We start from the raw sequence: 19,016 nt of genomic DNA, 5'->3' as shown, positions 1-19,016 counted from the left end.
CATGAACACGACCACAAGAGGTCTCAACCACTCTGTGACCGGGGGACGCACTCCGTGCAACGCCCGGGCAGCGCAAAGGCCCCCAAGGTGCGCGAAACACACCTGGGGGCCTGGGTCACGCCGGCCCGGGGGGCGGTTCTACTTGTCGCCCTTGCCCTTGCCCTTGTCGTCGCCACCGGCGCCCATGGACTCGTAGATCTCCTTGCACATGGGACACACGGGATACTTCTTGGGATCACGGCCGGGCACCCAGACCTTGCCGCAGAGCGCCACGACGGGCGTACCGTCGAGGGCGCTCGCCATGATCTTGTCCTTCTGGACGTAGTGGGCGAAGCGCTCGTGGTCACCGTCGCCGTGGGAAGTCTGCGGCGTGGGCTCGACGAGGGTCCCCGTACCAGTCCCGCGCTCGGGCTCGAGAGTGCTCATACCGCCAAGGGTACTGAAGCTCACAGCCATCAGTTGAGCGAAGGGTCGTCCGGATACGTGGCCACCATCGCGAGCTCGTTGCGCTGGCGGCGCAGCACCTCCCGCCACAGCCGCTCCGGCGCCGGGGACGACACGTCGCCGGGCTCGGACTCGACGACGTACCAGGCGCCGTCGACCAGTTCGTCCTCCAGCTGGCCGGGGCCCCAGCCGGCGTACCCGGCGAAGATCCGCAGCGAGCCGAGGGCCGAGGCCAGCAGCTCCGGCGGCGCCTCCAGGTCCACCAGGCCGATCGCGCCGTGCACCCGGCGCCAGCCCAGCGGCGCGCTCTCCCCGGCCGCGTCGCCCGGGATCACGGCGACGCCGAGCGCCGAGTCCAGCGACACCGGGCCGCCCTGGAAGACGACACCGGGCTCACCGGTCAGCTCCGCCCAGTCCTCCAGGATGTCGCCGACGTCGACGGGGGTCGGCCGGTTGAGGACGACGCCGAGGGAGCCCTCCTCGTCGTGGTCGAGAAGGAGCACCACCGCGCGGTCGAAGTTCGGGTCCGCCAGGGCGGGCGTGGCCACGAGCAGCCGCCCTGTGAGCGAGGACACCTCGGTCATGCCAGACATGATCCCGCATCTTCGCCCCGCGTGGGGAGGCAACGCCGCTTCGCGGGGGAGCGCGGCAGGTGCGGGAGGAGCGCCTCCTGGTGGGGCCGGGGCCGCCGGGGCCCGTGGGACACGGGGGGCCTGCCCCGGCGCCGGGGCAGGACGGTGACCGCCCGTGCCCGGCGCGGAACCGTTCGTGTTGTGACACGACTATGACGTTGATGAGCCCCGCTCGGGCTTACTCGAGGGGGGTGCGCGACGATTACCCTTTCCCTTCTGGCCCCTGCCCGACTCATCGGAACGCGAGATACATGACCGTCAACGGCAATGACGATGTACTGCTTGTCCACGGCGGAACCCCGCTCGAGGGCGAGATCCGTGTCCGCGGTGCGAAGAACCTCGTACCGAAGGCCATGGTCGCCGCCCTCCTGGGCAGTGGCCCCAGCCGACTGCGCAATGTCCCGGACATCCGGGACGTCCGGGTCGTACGCGGCCTGCTCCAACTGCACGGCGTCACGGTCCGTCCGGGCGAGGAGCCCGGGGAGTTGGTGATGGACCCGACGTACGTGGAGAGCGCGAACGTCGCTGACATCGATGCCCACGCGGGCTCGAGCCGCATCCCCATCCTGTTCTGCGGCCCCCTGCTGCACCGCCTCGGCCACGCCTTCATCCCCGGCCTCGGCGGCTGCGACATCGGCGGCCGGCCCATCGACTTCCACTTCGACGTGCTGCGGCAGTTCGGCGCGCGGATCGAGAAGCGGGCCGACGGGCAGTACCTGGAGGCCCCGCAGCGGCTGCGCGGCACCAAGATCCGGCTGCCGTACCCGTCCGTCGGCGCCACCGAGCAGGTGCTGCTGACGGCCGTCCTGGCGGAGGGCGTCACCGAACTCTCGAACGCGGCCGTCGAGCCGGAGATCGAGGACCTCATCTGCGTCCTGCAGAAGATGGGCGCCATCATCGCGATGGACACCGACCGCACCATCCGCATCACCGGTGTGGACAAGCTCGACGGCTACGCCCACCGCGCCCTGCCGGACCGCCTGGAGGCCGCGTCCTGGGCGTCGGCGGCGCTCGCGACCGAGGGCAACATCTACGTCCGCGGCGCGCAGCAGCGTTCGATGATGACGTTCCTCAACACCTACCGGAAGGTGGGCGGGGCCTTCGAGATCGACGACGAGGGCATCCGTTTCTGGCACCCGGGCGGCCAGTTGAAGTCCACCGCGCTGGAGACCGACGTGCACCCGGGCTTCCAGACCGACTGGCAGCAGCCCCTGGTGGTCGCGCTGACGCAGGCGACGGGCCTGTCCATCATCCACGAGACGGTCTACGAGTCCCGGCTCGGCTTCACGTCCGCCCTGAACCAGATGGGCGCGCACATCCAGCTGTACCGCGAGTGCCTGGGCGGCTCCGACTGCCGCTTCGGCCAGCGCAACTTCCTGCACTCCGCCGTCGTCTCGGGCCCCACGAAGCTCCAGGGCGCCGACCTGGTCATCCCCGACCTGCGCGGCGGCTTCTCCTACCTCATCGCCGCGCTGGCGGCCCAGGGCACGTCCCGGGTCCACGGCATCGAACTGATCAACCGCGGCTACGAGAACTTCATGGAGAAGCTGGGCGAGCTGGGCGCGAAGGTCGAACTCCCGGGCAAGGCCCTCGGCTGACGTTCCGCAGGGCGAAGGGGCGGTCACCCGGTTCCGGGTGACCGCCCCTTCGGCGTCTCTCGCTCGAAGCGGAGCGCTTACTTGCCCTTGGCGGCTTCCTTGAGCTTGGAGCCCGCGGAGACCTTCACGCTGTACCCGGCGGGGATCTGGATCGGGTCGCCGGTCTGCGGGTTGCGGGCGGTGCGAGCGGCACGGTGGGTGCGCTCGAAGGTCAGGAAGCCAGGGATGGTGACCTTCTCGTCGCCCTTGGCGACGACCTCGCCGACGATCTCGGCGAACGCGGCCAGCACGGCGTCGGCGTCCTTGCGGGTCACCTCGGCGCGGTCGGCCAGCGCGGCCACCAGCTCACTGCGGTTCATGTTGTTACTCCCGTGTTCAATTGCCTTGAGGCGTGCCACGCGGCGGAGCCGCATGTCGGGCACAGCGGTGTCGATGCTGCCAGGGTCCTCGGTCGGTCCCCGGACCGGGTCCGTGGCCAGACCCTCGCGCCCAGGGACGCATCCTGCCCCTACCTGCGGCGGGAAAGCCAATCCGGCACCCGGAGGAGTCATGAGAACACCCTTGGGAGTCACACGAAGAGAGGGCCTGAGCCTGGCCGTCACGATAAACGGCGAAAACAGGCCTCAGGTTCCGCGACGCGCCGTCACAAGGGCTTGCCGTGGCGATCCTCACAGCCCGGTCACACGTGCCGGTTACCCCGCCGCAGGGCCGTTACGCCCCCTGGGAGGCCGTCGCCGCCTTCGCGGCCTCGCGGACCGCGCCGGCGACGGCACCCGCCACCTTGTCGTTGAAGACGCTGGGGACGATGTAGTTCGGGTTGAGCTCGTCCTCGGTCACCACGTCCGCCAGGGCCTTCGCGGCCGCGAGCATCATCTCCGTGTTGACGGTGCGGGACTGCGCGTCCAGCAGACCGCGGAACACACCCGGGAAGACCAGAACGTTGTTGATCTGGTTCGGGAAGTCCGAGCGGCCCGTGGCCACAACTGCGGCCGTCTGACGGGCGATTGCCGGGTCGACCTCGGGGTCCGGGTTCGCGAGCGCGAACACGATCGCGTCCTCGGCCATGGCGGCCACGTCGTCCCCGTCGAGCACGTTCGGGGCCGAGACGCCGATGAAGACGTCGGCGCCGCGCACGGCCTCCTTCAGGGTGCCGGTCAGGTTCTCCGGGTTGGTGTTGTCGGCGATCCAGCGCAGCGGCGAGTCCGCGGGAGCCTGCCGCAGGTCCTCTCGGCCCGTGTGCACGACACCGTGGATGTCGGCCACGACAGCGTTCTTCACCCCGGCCGCCAGCAGCAGCTTCAGGATCGCCGTGCCCGCGGCGCCGGCGCCGGACATCACGACGCGGATGTTCTCGATCGCCCTGCCCGTCACCCGAAGCGCGTTGGTCAGCGCCGCCAGGACGACGATCGCCGTGCCGTGCTGGTCGTCGTGGAAGACCGGGATGTCCAGGGCCTCACGCAGCCGCGCCTCGATCTCGAAGCAGCGCGGCGCGGAGATGTCCTCCAGGTTGATGCCCGCGAAGCCGGGGGCGATCGCCTTGACGATCTCCACGATCGCGTCGGTGTCCTGGGTGTCCAGGCAGATCGGCCAGGCGTCGATGCCCGCGAACCGCTTGAACAGGGCCGCCTTGCCCTCCATGACCGGCAGCGCGGCCTTGGGGCCGATGTTGCCCAGACCCAGGACGGCGGAGCCGTCGGTGACGACCGCGACGGAGTTGCGCTTGATGGTCAGGCGGCGGGCGTCCTCGGGGTTCTCGGCGATCGCCATGCAGACCCGGGCCACTCCGGGCGTGTAGATCATGGACAGGTCGTCACGGTTGCGGATGGGGTGCTTGGACGCCATCTCGATCTTGCCGCCGAGGTGCATCAGGAACGTACGGTCGGAGACCTTGCCGAGCGTGACGCCCTCGATCTGGCGGAGCTGCTCGACGATCTCGTCGGCGTGCGCGGTGGAGGTCGCGGCGATGGTGACGTCGATCCGGAGCTTCTCGTGCCCGGAGGCGGTCACGTCGAGGCCGGTCACCGAGCCTCCGTGGGACTCCACGGCCGTAGTGAGCTGGGAGACCGCGGTTCCGCTCGCGGGCACCTCCAGCCGGACCGTCATCGAGTAGGAGACGCTGGGCGCCGTTGCCATGGCCGACTTCCTCTGCTTTCACCATTCAGCTGCGATCTGCCGTCCGATCGTCGCACCTACCGTCGAGTAGGAGTTAGCCGGGCCGACATTGCGAACGTATTGTTCGCCACCTCTTCCCATGAGAAGAGGCCCGCGTCACATTCGTGACGCGGGCCTCCGCCCTACGTAGGTGACACCGACCCGCCATGCTCGCCTCGCGGCAAGTGGTCGCTCGTAGCGACGAAGGTTGGGCCCGGGGGCTTGGATCGAGCCGGTGTCACGTCCAGGCTAACAAACGGATGCCGCGAGGCCATTCCCTCCGGCGGTGTTCCTTCGCATCAGTCCCTCAGCAGGTCCGGAACCCCGGCGGCGTCCGGCTCGTCGCGCTCCCCCGACACGACCGTGAGCTGCTGGGTCGCGCGGGTCAGCGCCACGTACAGCACGCGCAGCCCGGCCGGGGACTCGTCGGCGATCTCCGCCGGGGAGACCACCACCGTGGCGTCGTACTCCAGCCCCTTGGCCTCCAGGCTGCCGAGCGCGACGACCCGGTCGCCCAGCCCGGCCAGCCAGCGGGCCGCCTCCTCGCGCCGCTGCATGGCGACGACCACGCCGACCGTGCCGTCGACCTGGTCCAGCAGCCGGGCCGCCTCCTCGCGGACCGTCCCGGCGAGCGTGTCCTGCACGACCGAGAAGCGGGGCCGTACGCCGGTCGAACGCACCGCCGACGGGGAGGTGGAGCCCGGCATGGCGAGGGCGAGCACCTTCGCGGCGAGCTCGGCGATCTCGGCGGGGTTGCGGTAGTTCACGGTGAGCTGGAAGCGGCGGCGGGGCCGGCTGCCCAGGGCCTCGTCCCGCGCCTCGGCGGCTTCGTCCGGGTCGGACCAGGAGGACTGGGCCGGGTCGCCGACGACCGTCCATGTGGCGTGCCGGCCGCGGCGGCCGACCATGCGCCACTGCATCGGCGTGAGGTCCTGGGCCTCGTCGACGATGACGTGCGCGTACTCGGTGCGTTCGGCGGCCAGCCGCTCGGCGCGCTCGCGCTGCGACTCCTCGCGCACCGGCATCAGCTCCTCCAGCCCGGTGAGCTGGTCGAGCGGGTCCAGCTCGCGCTTGCGGCGCGGGCGGGCCGGGGTGCCGAGGATCGCCTGGAGCTCGTCCATCAGGGCGATGTCGTGCACGGACAGGCCGTCGCGGCGCAGCGAGCGGGCGACCTTGCGGACCTCGCCGGAGTTGAGGACCCGGCGGGCCCAGCGGCCGAGCCGGCGCTCGTCGGCCATCGCCGCGAGGACGGCGGCCGGGGTGAGCTCCGGCCACCAGGCGTCCAGGAACGAGATGAAGCTGTCCTCCGAGGTCACGTCCTCGTCGAAGGAGGAGCGCAGCTCGGCGGCGAGCTCGGGGTCGCTGTGCCGCTTGGCACCGCCGGACTGCTCCCACAGGGCGTCGAGCAGCAGCCTGCGGGCGCGCGGGCGCAGCAGGTTCACCGGGGCCGTCCCGCCGAGGGCGGTGCGCCGGACGCGGTCGAGGGCGTCGGCCTCCAGCTCCAGCCGGCGCCCGAAGGCGACCACGCGCAGCCGGGTCGGGGGCCCGGCGGGCACCTGGGCGGGATCGTCGCCGAACGCGAGCTGCCCGCCGCGGTTCCCGCCCCCCGCGCGGGCACCCGGTCCCAGCTCCAGCGCGCCGCGCGCCGCCTTCCGCAGGACCGTGAGCATGCGGTACGAGCCCTTCGCGCGGGCCGTGGCCGGGGAGTCGTACAGCGTGGCCTCGGCACCGTCGACGAGGGAGCCGATCGCGCGGATGGCGACCTGGCCCTCCTCGCCGAGCGACGGGAGCACGCCCTCGGTGTAGGCGACCAGCAGCGGGGTCGGCGAGACGATGAGGATGCCGCCCGCGTACCGGCGCCGGTCCTGGTAGAGCAGGTAGGCGGCGCGGTGCAGGGCGACGGCGGTCTTGCCGGTGCCGGGGCCGCCCTCGACGTAGGTGACGGAGGCGGCGGGGGCGCGGATGACCAGGTCCTGCTCGGCCTGGATGGACGCCACGATGTCCCGCATGGTGTGGCCGCGGGCCTGCCCGAGAGCGGCCATGAGGGCGCCGTCGCCGATGACGGGCAGCTCGCGTCCGTCGAGGTACGCCGTGAGCTCGGGGCGCATCAGGTCGTCCTCGACGCCGAGGACCTTGCGGCCCTTGGAGCGGATGACCCGGCGCCGTACGACCCGGCCGGGGTCGACCGGCGTGGAGCGGTAGAAGGGCGCGGCGGCCGGGGCCCGCCAGTCGATGACCAGCGGCGCGTAGTCCTGGTCGAGCACGCCGATGCGGCCGATGTGCAGGGTCTCGGCGATGTCGGCGGTGTTGTCGTCGCGGACCGCGCCCTCGGCGGGCTCGACCGCGGTGTAGGCGCCGTCGGGCCCCTTCTTGCCGTCCTTGCCGAGGAGCAGGTCGATCCGGCCGAAGAGGAAGTCCTCGAACTCGTTGTTGAGCCGGTTGAGGTGGACGCCGGCCCGGAAGACCTGCGCGTCGCGTTCGGCGAGCGCTCCGGGTGTGCCGACCTGGCCGCGCTGGGCCGCGTCGTTCATGAGGAACTCCGCCTCGTGGATCTTCTCCTCGAGGCGTCGGTACACCCGGTCCAGATGTTCCTGTTCGACGCCGATCTCTCGGTCTCGCAGGGAGTCGAGCGCACTGTCCTGCGCCTGAGCGGCCACCGGGCCCCCTTCTGACGTGCTGGGCAGCCGTCAACCGTACGCGAAGGGGGGCCGGTGGCGCTACGACAGGCCCTACACGTCGACCTGGACGAGCTTGTTCCCGTCGAAGTCGATGATCTCGACGTGGTCGATCTTGTCCGGGGACATGGCGACGCCGCCGCTGACGTAGAGCGGGTTCCTGGCCTGTTCGGTCTTCGCGTCCGGGAGGCCGTAGCCCCACTTCGGCACGGACCAGGAGGCCGCCGTCTCGCGCGCGCCGTCCTTGCTCACGAAGACCATGGAGCACTTCAGCGGGCCCTTGACGCCCTTGAGCTCCAGGCCGGTCTCGGTGCCCCACAGCTTCTCGGACAGGGCGACCGTCGCGGTGACGCCGGTCGACGAGTCGGTGCCCGTGACCTTGTCCTCGATGCCGGTGAAGAGCTCCTTGGCGGGGTTGGCCGCCTGCACGGTCCGGTTCCCCTCGGTGCCGCCGCCTCCGCTGTCGCCGTTCGTCGCGACGGCCACGACGGGTCCGCCGATGATCAGCGCGGCGGCCGCGGCCACCAGGTAGAAGCCGCGCCGGCGCTTCTGGGCGCGGCGCTCGGCCACCTCGTCGACCAGCTTGTTCACCAGGCGCGGGCTGGGCTTGGCCGACAGCGAGTCGCCGATGGCCTGTGTGCCGGCACCGGGCAGGTCCGCGAGGGCGGCCAGCATCGGTTCCATCCCGGCGAGTTCGTCCAGCTGCTGGGCGCACCATTCGCAGGTGGCCAGATGAGCCTCGAAAGCGGTTGCCTCGGCGTCGTCGAGAATCCCGAGGGCGTAGGCGCCGACGGTCTCGTGCTCGCTCGGGCCCGGTCGTCCCTGCGTGGGGCTCATGGACCCAGACATACCCGAACCACCCATGCCGAATCCCTGGTTCCCCCCGTACCCGCTCATCACGCCGTCACCCCCCGCTCCTCCAGAGCCAGCTTCATCGACCGCAGGGCGTAGAAAACCCTTGAGCGGACGGTGCCGCTGGGTATGCCCAGGGTCTCGGCCGCCTCATTGACCGTACGCCCCTTGAAGTACGTCTCGACGAGCACCTCCCGGTGGGCGGGGGTCAGGTCGTCGAGCGCGTCCGACAGCGTCATCAACCACAGCGCCTTGTCGATCTCGTCCTCCGCGGGGATGACCTCCAGCGGCGACGGATCGACCTCCTGCGGCCGGGCCTGCCGGCTGCGGTGGCCGTCGATGACGATGCGCCGGGCGACCGTCACCAGCCAGGGGCGTACCGATCCGGTCGCTCGATTGAGCTGTCCGGCGTTCTTCCAGGCACGGATGAGCGTCTCCTGCACGACGTCCTCTGCTCGCTGCCGATCACCGGCGACCAGACGGAGGACATACGCAAGGAGGGGTCCGGCGTGCTCTCTGTACAGCGCACGCATCAGCTCCTCATCAGGTTCCGAGGGCTGGGACATGCGATGTCGGGCCCTCGATCCACGTTCATTGGCCACGACGGAATCCTTGCGCACGCCCACCTCCGATGTCCGGGGGTTCCCCCAGTCGGTCGCTCGACCACCCGTACGCAGACGGCGGGTTGCGTGTTCAAAGTGAGGCGACAGTTTTCTTCGGAGTGACGTGACGAGCGGGACATGGCGCCACATTCCCACCGTGCGTTCTTTACATATCCGTCACATCGGCACGATCATCTTCACGCTTCCCTACGGTGGCGTAGGTAAACAACGTGTAATCGAAATCACGTCGACGGCTGTGCCGTACAAGGGGCATAACGGACGCTCAGGTCCGCGCGAGGGCAGCGCGGCGGCGGTGCCGGGCCACTCTTTCGCGGTTCCCGCAGACCTCGCTGGAGCACCAGCGCCTCCGGCGGCCCCGCGAGGTGTCGAGGTATACGAGGGGACAGTTGTCCCCTTCGCACTCCCGCAGGCCGGCCCGCGCGACGGGATCGGTGAGCAGTTCCAGCACGTCCCGCGCGAGGGCGCCGAGCAACTCCGCGCACTCGGGCGGCCGCTCCAGCCGCCGCACCAGCGTGCCGTCCCCGCACCGCACGGCCCGCGGGGCGGGCGGCGCGGCGCGGGCCAGGTCGTTCACCCGCTCGAGCGCCCTGTCGTACGGCGGCCGGGGCGCCGGCGCGGCCAGCGCCCCGCGCACCAACCGGTCGACGCACGCGCGGACTTCGCGGAATCCGGCCACCCAGGAGGCGTCGGCGTGGCCCAGCGGGGTGTGCGGCGGCACGAGACCGGACTCGATGATCCACGCGCACAACACCTCGACGGAGACGAACCGTTCACAGGGATGCGCGGTCGCGAGAAGGTCGAGGCTGATCCGCCCCGCGCCGAAACGCGGGTCGTACGCGGCCGTGGCCGTACCCGGTGCCATGTGCCTGTCACCGCCTAGGGGTCACCGTCCCCGGTCGGTGGGGGGCGGTGGATGCGTGAAGGGGCTGGGGAACCGTTCCCTCCCACAGTGCCCGCCGACGCCCGGGTCCGGAACCCCTCGTGCCGGGCCGGGCACACCCGGCCCGTCCGGCGCTCGAGGACGAGGCCCGCTCAGGGCCGACAGCGGGGGTCCGGGGGCGGCAGCCGCCGAGACGGCAACCTGTACGCCGGGTACGGCCCGGACCCGGGAACCGCAACGCCCCTCACTCGCCCCCGTACTTCGCGTCGGCCGCCGGATCCAGCGCCAGCCGGTACCCCCGTTTCACCACCGTCTGGATCAGCTTCGGCGCCCCCAGCGCCGTACGCAGCCGGGCCATCGCCGTCTCCACGGCGTGCTCGTCCCGTCCGGCGCCGGGCAGGGCCCGCAGCAGGTCGGCGCGGGCCACCACCCAGCCCGGCCGCCGGGCCAGCGCCCGCAGCAGGGACATCCCGGCCGGCGGCACCGGCCGCAGCTCCCCGTCCACCAGCACCGCGTGACCGCGGATCTCCACCCGGTGCCCGGCGATCGGCAACGTCCGCGCTCGGCGAGGCAGTTCCCGGCACAGCAACTGCACCAGCGGGCCGAGGCGGAAGCGTTCGGGCTGCACGGTGTCGATACCCCGCGCCTGCAACGGCAGCGCGGTGACCGGGCCCACGCAGGCCGGCAGGACGTCGTGCCCGAGCGCCGCCACCAGCTCCGGGAGCAGCCCGCGCTCCTCGGCCCGCGTCAGCAGCGACGCGGCGGCCGGGGCGCTGGTGAAGGTCACCGTGTCCAGGGAACGGGAGACGGCCGCGTCCAGCAGCCGGTCGACGGGCCCGATGTCCACGGGCGGCAGCCACCGGTACACGGGCACCCCGAGCACCTCCGCCCCGCCCGCCCTGAGCGCCTCCACGAAGCCGGGCAGCGGCTCGCCGTGCAGCTGGACGGCGATCCGGCGGCCGTCGACGCCCTCCTCCAGCAGCCGGTCCAGCACCTCGGCCATGGACTCGCTGGACGGCGACCACTCCTCGGTCAGTCCGGCCGCCCGCACCGCGCCCTTCACCTTGGGCCCGCGCGCGAGCAGTTCCACCCCGCGCAGCCGGTTCAGCAGGTCCTCGCCGAGGCCCCAGCCGTCGGCGGCCTCGATCCAGCCCCGGAAGCCGATCGCGGTCGTGGCGACCACGACGTCCGGGTGCCGCTGGATGATCTCCTTGGTGGCGGCGAGCAGTTCGCTGTCGTCGGAGAGCGGCACGATGCGCAGCGCGGGGGCGTGCACGACGGCGGCGCCGCGCCGCTGGAGCAGCGCCCCGAGCTCGTCGGCACGGCGCGCGGCGGTGACGCCCACGGTGAACCCGGCGAGGGGTCCCTGTTCGGGTTGCTGCTGTTCGTCGTACATAACTCTCGTTCCGCACTCGAGTCGTGGTGCCTGCGCCGGACGCCCGCACGGGCGCGCCCGCATGCCGGGCGAGCCTGTCAACGGTGCGTGACAGGCTCGGTTCGGCCACGTGTCAGTGGTGTTACGTCACACTTCGGCGTAGCTGAGCTGCGGCTTCGTCTCCGTCGCCGAAGCCGTGGGGGCCGCCGCGGGCGCCGGGCGATGAAGGTATACGGCCCAGGTGACGGCGAAGCACAGGCCGTAGAAGGCGAGGAAGGCGACGAAGGCGCCGGTGCCGGAACCCACCGAGAGGAAGGACTGCCGGAAGGCCAGGTTGATGCCGAGGCCGCCCAGGGCGCCCACCGCGCCGATGAGCCCCATGGAGGCGCCGGAGAGCCGGCGGCCGTAGGCGGCGGCCGCCTCGCCCTCCAGGCCCCGGGCGAGGGCCTTGGCGTGGAAGATGCCGGGGATCATCTTGAACGTCGAGCCGTTGCCGAGCCCGGACAGGACGAACAGGGCGATGAACGCGGCGGTGAACAGCGGCAGGGACTCGCGCACCGACGCCAGGATGACGACGCCGGTCGCGGCGGCCATGCCGACGTAGTTCCACAGCGTGATCCGCGCGCCGCCGAAGCGGTCGGCGAGCGTGCCGCCGACGGGGCGGATCAGGGAGCCCAGCAGCGGGCCGACGAAGGTGACGTAGGCGGCCTGGAGGGGCGTGCGGCCGAACTGCGTCTGCAGGACGAGTCCGAACGCGAAGCTGTAGCCGATGAACGAGCCGAAGGTGCCGATGTACAGGAAGGACATGATCCAGGTGTGGGGGTCCTTCGCGGCGTCCTTGGCGGCCCCGGTGTCGTTGCGGACGGAGGAGATGCTGTCCATCTTCAGCCAGGCGAGGACGGCGGCAACCACGATGAACGGGATGTAGACGCCGAGCAGCAGACGCGGGCCGCCGCCGGCGCCGATCACGGCGAGACCGACGAGCTGGACGACGGGGACGCCGACGTTGCCGCCGCCGGCGTTCAGCCCGAGCGCCCAGCCCTTCCTCCGCAGCGGGAAGAACGCGTTGATGTTGGTCATGCTGGAGGCGAAGTTGCCGCCGCCGACGCCGGCCAGCATCGCGCAGATCAGGAAGGTGGTGAAGGAGGTCCCCGGCTCCATCACCACGAACGCGGCGACCGTGGGCACCAGCAGCAGGCTTGCCGAGACCACCGTCCACATCCGCCCGCCGAAGACGGCGACGGCGAAGGTGTAGGGGACCCGGACGACCGCGCCGACCAGGGTGGCCATCGAGACGATGGTGAACTTGTCGGCCGGGGTGAGGCCGTACTCCGGCCCCATGAACAGCACCATCACGGACCACAGGGTCCAGATCGAGAACCCGATGTGCTCGGAGAGCACGGAGAAGAGGAGGTTGCGGCGGGCGATCCGCTCCCCGGTGGTGTTCCAGAAGGTCTCGTCCTCGGGGTCCCAGCGGTCGATCCAGCGGCCTCCCCTGCTCGCGACGGGGGCAGTGCTCGGGGCTGTCATGGCGCCTCCACGGTCTTCGGGCTCGGTCGCCTGCGAGTGGCTGGTCCCGAAGGTAGGGAGGGCGCGTTTCCGGGCTGTGGCACCCGGTGACCGGCAAGGAACGTTGCTCTCACCCGCCGGCCGGGGCGGATGAGAGGTCCCGCCGGCCGGGCCCGGACGGCCCGGTCAGGGGTGCTGCGGGGGCTGCCAGTGGGGGTTCTGCTGCGGGTAGGGCGGCTGCTGGCCGTACGGCTGGGGCTGCTGGGGTTGCTGACCGTACGGCTGCGGCTGCTGGGGTTGCTGACCGTATGGCTGCTGCGGTTGACCGTATGGCGGTTGCGGCTGGCCGTACGGCTGCTCCGGCTGCCCGTACGGCGGCTGCGGCTGAGCGTAGGGCGCTTGTGAGGGCGCGCCGTACGGGCCCGCGGCGGGCTGCTGCCCGTACGGGCCCGGAGCGGTCGGCTGGGCGGGGTAGGGGCCGGGTGCGGCGGGCTGCGCGTACGCAGCCGGGGCCGGGGCCTGCTGCCCGTATCCGCCGGGGGCGCCCGGTGCGGCGGGCGGCGCCTGGTGGCCGTACGGCCCGCTCGCGCCGAACGGGTTGCCGTGTCCGGGGAGGTGGCCGCTCGCCGGCAGGTACCGCAGGCGGCCCGTCTCGTCCCGCACCGGCGTGAAGCCGGCGGCCTGGAGCCGCGCGGCGAACTTGGCGTTCCGCTTGCGGGTGACGACGACGCCGACGCCGAGCAGCGCCATGAGCCCCACCCAGCTGAGGACGGCGAAGAGGGCGGAGCCGCCCTCCACGTCCGCCTTCAGGGCGGCGGCAAGGAAGCCGATCGTGATACCGCCGGCCACCCAGTACATGCGCTTCTCGACATGACGGCCGGTGAGGTCGAAGTTGATGCGGGCCTTGAGCAGTTCGTGTGCGTCGGGCACGAGCGGCGGCACGGAGACGCCGTCACCGGCGTCCGGATACCGCGCCCAGTTCTGCGCGGCCCGGGCGCGGGCCTGCGGGCTGGGGTCCGGCGCGATCAGCATCACGAGGGCGTTGTTGCGTCCGCCCTGCCGGACGTCCAGGTACTCGTAGCCGAACTGCTGGGCGACGAAGGCGAGATAGGCGAGCTTCTTCACCGAGGCCATGGGGTTCGTGAGCTCCACCGGCTGACCGCTCGCGATCAACCGCAGCATCTTCTGGACCTGCCGCTTGCTCACCCGTCACCCACTCCCCCACCGGCCCACCCGGCGACCCCGTCCACCACCGCGACCCGGCCAGTCTTCCACGGCGGTCCGACGTCGAGGACGGCGGACCTGCGGGGACGGGGGTTCGCGGGGGCGGACGAGGGCCGTGTCATCTGCGGCGCCGACCGCCGTGGCCGCCGTCGCCGGACGCGGCCTTCCTCTTCGCGCCGTTCGGCCACAGGCGCGGGCTGCGCTTGGCGGCGATGTCCTCGACCCAGCCGACGGCCACGACGGCCAGCCCTATCAGCGGCCAGACCAGGAAGAACATCCAGATCATGTACGTGGAGTCGAGGGCGGCCGAGGCCCGCTCGCTCTCCATGAACGGCAGGTCGTACAGCTGGTCCAGGATCGGGACCGTGGCCATGATCAGGAGGTTGTGCCACAGGTAGATCGTGACCGCGCGGTTGTTGGACAGCGTGACCAGCTTGTCCCAGCGGGCGAGCCTGCCCGGCAGTTCCTGCCAGGACGGGGAGTACTGGAGCAGGATCACGACGAACCCGAAGGACCAGGTCGCCTGGGAGAGCGGGATGTCGTTGAGGTCCCAGCCGTCCGGGCCGAGGTGGCCCGAGGCCCACCACAGCCCGAAGGCCATGACGAGCGAGGCGCAGGAGACGGCCACGTAGCGCGGGATCCTGGCGAGCAGGCCCTCGTGGTGGGCGAAGCCCAGCACCCAGCAGCCGCCGTAGACGGCGAAGTCGGAGATCGCGTTGCCGGTCTCGCCGGGGATCGTCACGACGCCCGTGCCCACGACGGCCGTCAGGGCGAGCGGGGCCAGCAGAGTCGGCCACGGGGCCCGGCGGAACGCCCACAGCAGCAGTGGGGACGCCACGACGAACCACAGGTAGGCCCGCAGGTACCAGAGCACGCCGGCCGCCTGCACCGCCCAGGTGTTCTCCAGCAGCCCGGACTCGGAGCCGAGCTGCCACGGGTACGGCGGGGCGCCGACCGGGACGAGGTAGTTGAACAGGTCCACGACGGCCCACAGGCCGCCGCCCAGGTCCGGGTCCTTCGTCGGGTTCCAGCCGCCGGCGAACATCATCGTCAGCACGACCGCGCTGAACACCCACAGCGGCGGCAGCAGACGCCGGACGCGGCTCTTGATCACGCCCCACGCCGGGCGGTTCAGGGAGCGCGCCATGAGCGAGCCGGCCAGCGCGAACATCACGCCCATGGACGGGAACAGCACCGTCAGCCAGGCCCAGCCGAAGAGGTGGTACGCGACGACGCGGACGAGCGCGATGGAGCGCAGCAGGTCCAGATAGCGGTCGCGGCCCGGCTTCTTCGGCGCGCTGGCCGGCGCGGACTCGGGTGCCGGTGCGGGGGCGGCGGGCTCGGCTACGACGGCGGTGGCCGCCGGCTCGACGCCGTCCGCGTGCCCGTACGGGCCGGGGTACGGCTCCGTCCGCCAGGCCGGGTCGTTCTGCCAGGCGGGGTCGTTCTGCCAGGCGGGCCCCGGTGCCCCGGGCCCGGCCGCTCCGGGCCCCGTGGGCTGGTATCCGTGCGTCATCCCACCGGCCTCCGATCGCCGTCACGTGTGCCCGCCGAACGCTGCGACGGCACGGGGCCGCCGGGTGCCTCCACCACGCCCGTGCGGCGCAGCTTCTGCCAGCGCAGGCGGCCGCCGGTGAGGGCCGTGATCCAGGACTGGAGCAGGACGACGTACATCAGCTGGCGGTAGAGGATCTGCTGGAGCGGGAGCGAGATCAGGTGCGTCATGCGCTCCTTGTCGAGCCGGAAGGCGTAGGCGGCGCAGACCAGTTGGATCGCGAGGACGCCCAGCCAGGCGACGACGGTCTTCTGCGTCGGGCCGAAGACCAGGCCGTAGATCAGGAAGACGTCGATGAGCGGGGCGAGCAGGGGCGCCAGGACCATGAAGAGCGACACCAGGGGCAGGCCGACCCGGCCGAAGCGGCCCGAGGGCCCCTTCTCCACGAGGGCGCGGCGGTGCTTCCAGATCGCCTGCATGGTGCCGTACGACCAGCGGTAGCGCTGGGACCACAGCTGCTGGACGGACTCCGGCGCCTCGGTCCAGGCGCGCGCGTTCTCGGCGTAGACGACGCGCCAGCCGTCCCGGTGCATCGCCATGGTGATGTCGGTGTCCTCGGCGAGCGTGTCGTCGCTCATGCCGCCGACCCGCTCCAGCGCCGAGCGCCGGAAGGCGCCGACGGCGCCCGGGATGGTCGGCATGCAGCGCAGGATGTCGTACATACGGCGGTCGAGGTTGAAGCCCATCACGTATTCGATGTGCTGCCAGGCGCCGATGAGGGAGTCGCGGTTGCCCACCTTCGCGTTTCCGGCGACGGCGCCGACACGCGGGTCGCCGAAGGGCTGGACGAGTTCGCGGACCGTGGCCGGCTCGAAGACGGTGTCGCCGTCCATCATCACGATGATGTCGTAGCCGGCGTTCGCCAGACCGCGGTTGAGCGCGGCGGGCTTGCCCGCGTTGAGCTGGCGGACGACCCTGACGTTCGGCAGCCGCATGGCCTCGACGATGCGGGCCGTGCCGTCGCTGGAGCCGTCGTCGACGACGATCACCTCGATGGGGTGCTCGCTCGCCATGAGGGAACGCACCGTGTTCTCGATGCACTTGGCCTCGTTGTAGGCGGGGACGAGCACCGAGACCGGTTCGGTGACGGGCGGGCCCCAGCGGAAGCTCTTGCGGCGCACCCTGCGCGCGTGGATGCCCGACAGCAGCAGCATCAGCAGGAAGCGGCTGATGACCAGGAAGCCGATCACCGCGAGGCCGACGACCAGTACGGACGTGATGTTGTCCGACGCCCGGACGAGGAAGATCCAGGCCTTGCCCTTCCACAGGTCGAGCCCGGTGACCTGGCTGTGGGCGCTGGGGGCGCCGAGCGCCTCGGTGAGGTTGCCGAACTTGTAGCCCTGGGCCTGCAGGTCCGGCAGGAACCGGTCGAGCGCCTGCACCGTCTGGTGCCGGTCGCCGCCGGAGTCGTGCATCAGGACGATGGCGCCCTTGCCGCCCTTGGGGGTGGCGCGGCGGATGATCTCGTCGACGCCGGGCTTCTGCCAGTCCTCGCTGTCGGTGTTGTTGACGACGGTGAGGTAGCCGCGCCGGCCGATGTACTCGGTGATCGGCCAGGACTCGTTGTCCATGGCGTCGGCGAACGACGAGTACGGCGGCCGGAACAGGGACGTGCGGATGCCCGCGGCGCCGGTGATCGCGAGCTGGTTCTGGGACAGCTCCCAGTCGATGCGCTTCTTCGACTGGTAGGACAGGTCGGGGTGATTGAAGGTGTGCAGGCCGATCTCGTGGCCCTCCTCGACCATGCGCCGGACCAGGTCCGGGTAGCGCGAGGTCATGGTGCCGGTGACGAAGAAGACGGCATGGGCGTGGTGCTTCTTGAGCACGTCCAGGACCTTGGGGGTCCACTCCGGGTCGGGGCCGTCGTCGAAGGTGAGGACCAGGCGGTGGTCGCGCAGGCTCAGGGTCTCGGCGCGGCCGCCGCGGGTGTCGATGACGGGCCCGCCCTCGATGATCTTCTCCGGGACCTTGTCGGAGGCGGCCTCGGGCCGGATCCGGTGGTCGGCCAGGATCTCGCTGTGGACGTAGCCCCGCAGCATCAGCATCGCCATCAGGGCGACGAGGACGAGGCAGGGCAGCAGCAGGCGCATGGGCACGCGGCGGCGGCGCGGGGCGGCGCCGCGGGCGCGGTGTTCGGGTGCGTGGCGACGCGAGGAGCCGCCGCGGGCTCCGTGCTCGGCCCCACGGCGGCGGGTGCGGGATGCCATCAGAAGGTGTTCTCCGGGAACGGGGCGGCGGGAGCGGAGGCGGTGCCTCCGGTCTCCTGCGCGACGGGTTCGGGGTTGCTCGGGCCGTGGGCGACCGTCCCCGTGCCGGGGTCTTCGGTGGTCGTGGGGTCGGTCGGCTCCGTGGTGGTGCCGCCGCCGTCCGTCGGGCTCGGTGCGGGGTTGTCGGTGACCGGGTTCGTGGGCGTCTGCCGGTCGGGTGTCGGGTTGGAGCCGGGGTTGGAGGTCGCCTTGGTGTTGCCCGGCTTCGGCTGGCCGGAGCCGGCCGGGTCCTGGGCGTCGGCGGACGCGCCGGACGCGGTGCCGCCGGTGCCGGGCAGCAGGCTCTCGCCGGCGGACGCGGACGGGGAGGCGCCCGGGGAGACGTCCGAGGTCTCGGAGGGCGCCGTCACCGACTCGGCCGGCAGCGGCGAGGTGTCGACCTGGCCGGCGGGCTTCTCCCGGGGGCCCTCGACGGGCACCCAGGGCGCGTCGGAGTTCCCGGACAGCAGGGTGGCGACGATGACCACGGCGTAGACCGCGCAGGCCAGGGCGACGGCCATGCCGAGCCGGCGGAAGCGGCGGCTGCGGCGGCCCGTCTCGTCGACGAACACCGGTCCGTCGGAGCCCTCGGGGGTGCCGGGGGCGTCCTTGGCGGCGCGCAGCATGCCGTCGAGCTGGAGCCCTATGCCGTCGAGCTGAACGGTGACCTCGTGCGGGTCGTGGGTGGCGCCGGTGCCCTCGGGGCCCGCCGCCTGCTCGTGCTCGGCCCACGGGTCGCGCACGGGTGCGGTGCGGGGGCCGCCGGCCGCGAACGGGTCCGTGTGGCCGACCGCGTGCCGGGGCGGTCCCGCCGGTCTTCCGACGCCGGGCAGGACCGCGGTCTCGTCGCCGGACGCGGCGGGAACGCCGCGCAGGATCTCCGTCTTGTCGGCGTCCGTCGAGGCACGCCTGCCACCCTGGAGTATGTCCGTCTCCCTCGCCTCGGTCCGGGAGCGCGGACCCCGACCCGGGAGCCCGGTCTCCCCGGTCGCCGGGAATGCCTGGGTGTCGACCCCGGCACCCCCTGCGGAAGAACTGCCCACGGACCGGTACGCGGCCTGGGGCCACTCCGGTTGGGCGTCTTCTCGCCACTTCTTCACGCGCACGCACATCCCCCCACGGGACCGTTCCGGGTGCGCACACGACTCCGAGCACTCGTCGCCGTACCGAGCCCCCACCCGGCCGAGCGCCCCCCTTTATCACACTGTGCTCAGGCGAAGAATGTAGCGCACGCGGAGGTTTCGTGGTTGCC

The 19,016-nt window shown here is 71.9% G+C and carries 15 protein-coding genes; 1 reads left to right on the top strand and 14 read right to left on the bottom strand.

Annotated features, from left to right (window positions below):
* Window positions 1-138: 138 nt before the first annotated feature.
* Together ABZ899_RS00155 and ABZ899_RS00150 are read right to left on the bottom strand one after the other, a co-directional pair.
* Entirely contained in the window at window positions 139-426 is a 288-nt protein-coding gene (locus tag ABZ899_RS00155; RefSeq protein ID WP_019754409.1) for a DUF3039 domain-containing protein, read from the bottom strand.
* A gap of 29 nt (window positions 427-455) precedes the next feature.
* On the bottom strand, window positions 456-1,028 hold the full coding sequence (locus ABZ899_RS00150) for a YqgE/AlgH family protein (protein ID WP_361338487.1): 573 nt from the start codon (window positions 1,026-1,028) through the stop codon (window positions 456-458).
* 299 nt (window positions 1,029-1,327) lie between these two features.
* Between ABZ899_RS00150 and murA the strand changes: the two genes are divergently transcribed.
* The gene (gene murA, locus ABZ899_RS00145; protein WP_361338484.1) at window positions 1,328-2,674 is read left to right on the top strand and encodes a UDP-N-acetylglucosamine 1-carboxyvinyltransferase; all 1,347 of its coding nucleotides are present in this window, start codon (window positions 1,328-1,330) and stop codon (window positions 2,672-2,674) included.
* A 77-nt stretch (window positions 2,675-2,751) separates the two neighbouring features.
* Here the strand turns inward: murA and ABZ899_RS00140 are convergent, their stop codons facing one another.
* From ABZ899_RS00140 to ABZ899_RS00085, 12 genes are all read right to left on the bottom strand, one after another.
* Window positions 2,752-3,033, bottom strand: coding sequence for an HU family DNA-binding protein (locus ABZ899_RS00140; protein ID WP_361338481.1), 282 nt, complete (start codon window positions 3,031-3,033; stop codon window positions 2,752-2,754).
* A gap of 352 nt (window positions 3,034-3,385) precedes the next feature.
* Complete coding sequence (locus tag ABZ899_RS00135; protein WP_361338478.1) at window positions 3,386-4,807, bottom strand: NAD-dependent malic enzyme; 1,422 nt, start codon at window positions 4,805-4,807, stop codon at window positions 3,386-3,388.
* A 317-nt stretch (window positions 4,808-5,124) separates the two neighbouring features.
* The gene (locus ABZ899_RS00130) at window positions 5,125-7,482 is read right to left on the bottom strand and encodes a UvrD-helicase domain-containing protein (RefSeq protein ID WP_361338475.1); all 2,358 of its coding nucleotides are present in this window, start codon (window positions 7,480-7,482) and stop codon (window positions 5,125-5,127) included.
* 72 nt (window positions 7,483-7,554) lie between these two features.
* A complete protein-coding gene (locus ABZ899_RS00125; RefSeq protein WP_361338472.1) occupies window positions 7,555-8,337 on the bottom strand; it encodes a zf-HC2 domain-containing protein in 783 nt (260 codons plus the stop codon).
* 59 nt (window positions 8,338-8,396) lie between these two features.
* The gene (locus tag ABZ899_RS00120) at window positions 8,397-8,918 is read right to left on the bottom strand and encodes a sigma-70 family RNA polymerase sigma factor (RefSeq protein WP_010039908.1); all 522 of its coding nucleotides are present in this window, start codon (window positions 8,916-8,918) and stop codon (window positions 8,397-8,399) included.
* Window positions 8,919-9,237: 319 nt separating this feature from the next.
* A complete protein-coding gene (locus tag ABZ899_RS00115) occupies window positions 9,238-9,837 on the bottom strand; it encodes an ABATE domain-containing protein (RefSeq protein WP_361338469.1) in 600 nt (199 codons plus the stop codon).
* A 262-nt stretch (window positions 9,838-10,099) separates the two neighbouring features.
* On the bottom strand, window positions 10,100-11,251 hold the full coding sequence (locus tag ABZ899_RS00110) for a uroporphyrinogen-III synthase (RefSeq protein ID WP_361338467.1): 1,152 nt from the start codon (window positions 11,249-11,251) through the stop codon (window positions 10,100-10,102).
* A gap of 126 nt (window positions 11,252-11,377) precedes the next feature.
* Window positions 11,378-12,760, bottom strand: coding sequence for a nitrate/nitrite transporter (locus ABZ899_RS00105; RefSeq protein ID WP_361338464.1), 1,383 nt, complete (start codon window positions 12,758-12,760; stop codon window positions 11,378-11,380).
* A gap of 165 nt (window positions 12,761-12,925) precedes the next feature.
* On the bottom strand, window positions 12,926-13,945 hold the full coding sequence (locus ABZ899_RS00100; protein ID WP_361338461.1) for a hypothetical protein: 1,020 nt from the start codon (window positions 13,943-13,945) through the stop codon (window positions 12,926-12,928).
* 136 nt (window positions 13,946-14,081) lie between these two features.
* Window positions 14,082-15,479, bottom strand: coding sequence for an acyltransferase (locus ABZ899_RS00095; protein ID WP_361338459.1), 1,398 nt, complete (start codon window positions 15,477-15,479; stop codon window positions 14,082-14,084).
* A complete protein-coding gene (locus tag ABZ899_RS00090; RefSeq protein ID WP_361338456.1) occupies window positions 15,476-17,725 on the bottom strand; it encodes a glycosyltransferase in 2,250 nt (749 codons plus the stop codon). Before ABZ899_RS00090 ends, ABZ899_RS00095 begins: the two co-directional genes overlap by 4 nt.
* Window positions 17,725-18,864, bottom strand: coding sequence for a hypothetical protein (locus tag ABZ899_RS00085; protein ID WP_361338453.1), 1,140 nt, complete (start codon window positions 18,862-18,864; stop codon window positions 17,725-17,727). The genes ABZ899_RS00090 and ABZ899_RS00085 overlap by 1 nt, the downstream gene beginning before the upstream one ends.
* Window positions 18,865-19,016 lie beyond the last annotated feature (152 nt).

The sequence above is a fragment of the Streptomyces sp. NPDC046859 genome (genome assembly GCF_040645135.1).
In the GTDB taxonomy this organism is placed as follows: Bacteria; Actinomycetota; Actinomycetes; order Streptomycetales; family Streptomycetaceae; genus Streptomyces.
Note: the sequence above shows the minus strand (reverse complement) of the source record. Positions and strands in the feature narration are given on the sequence as shown.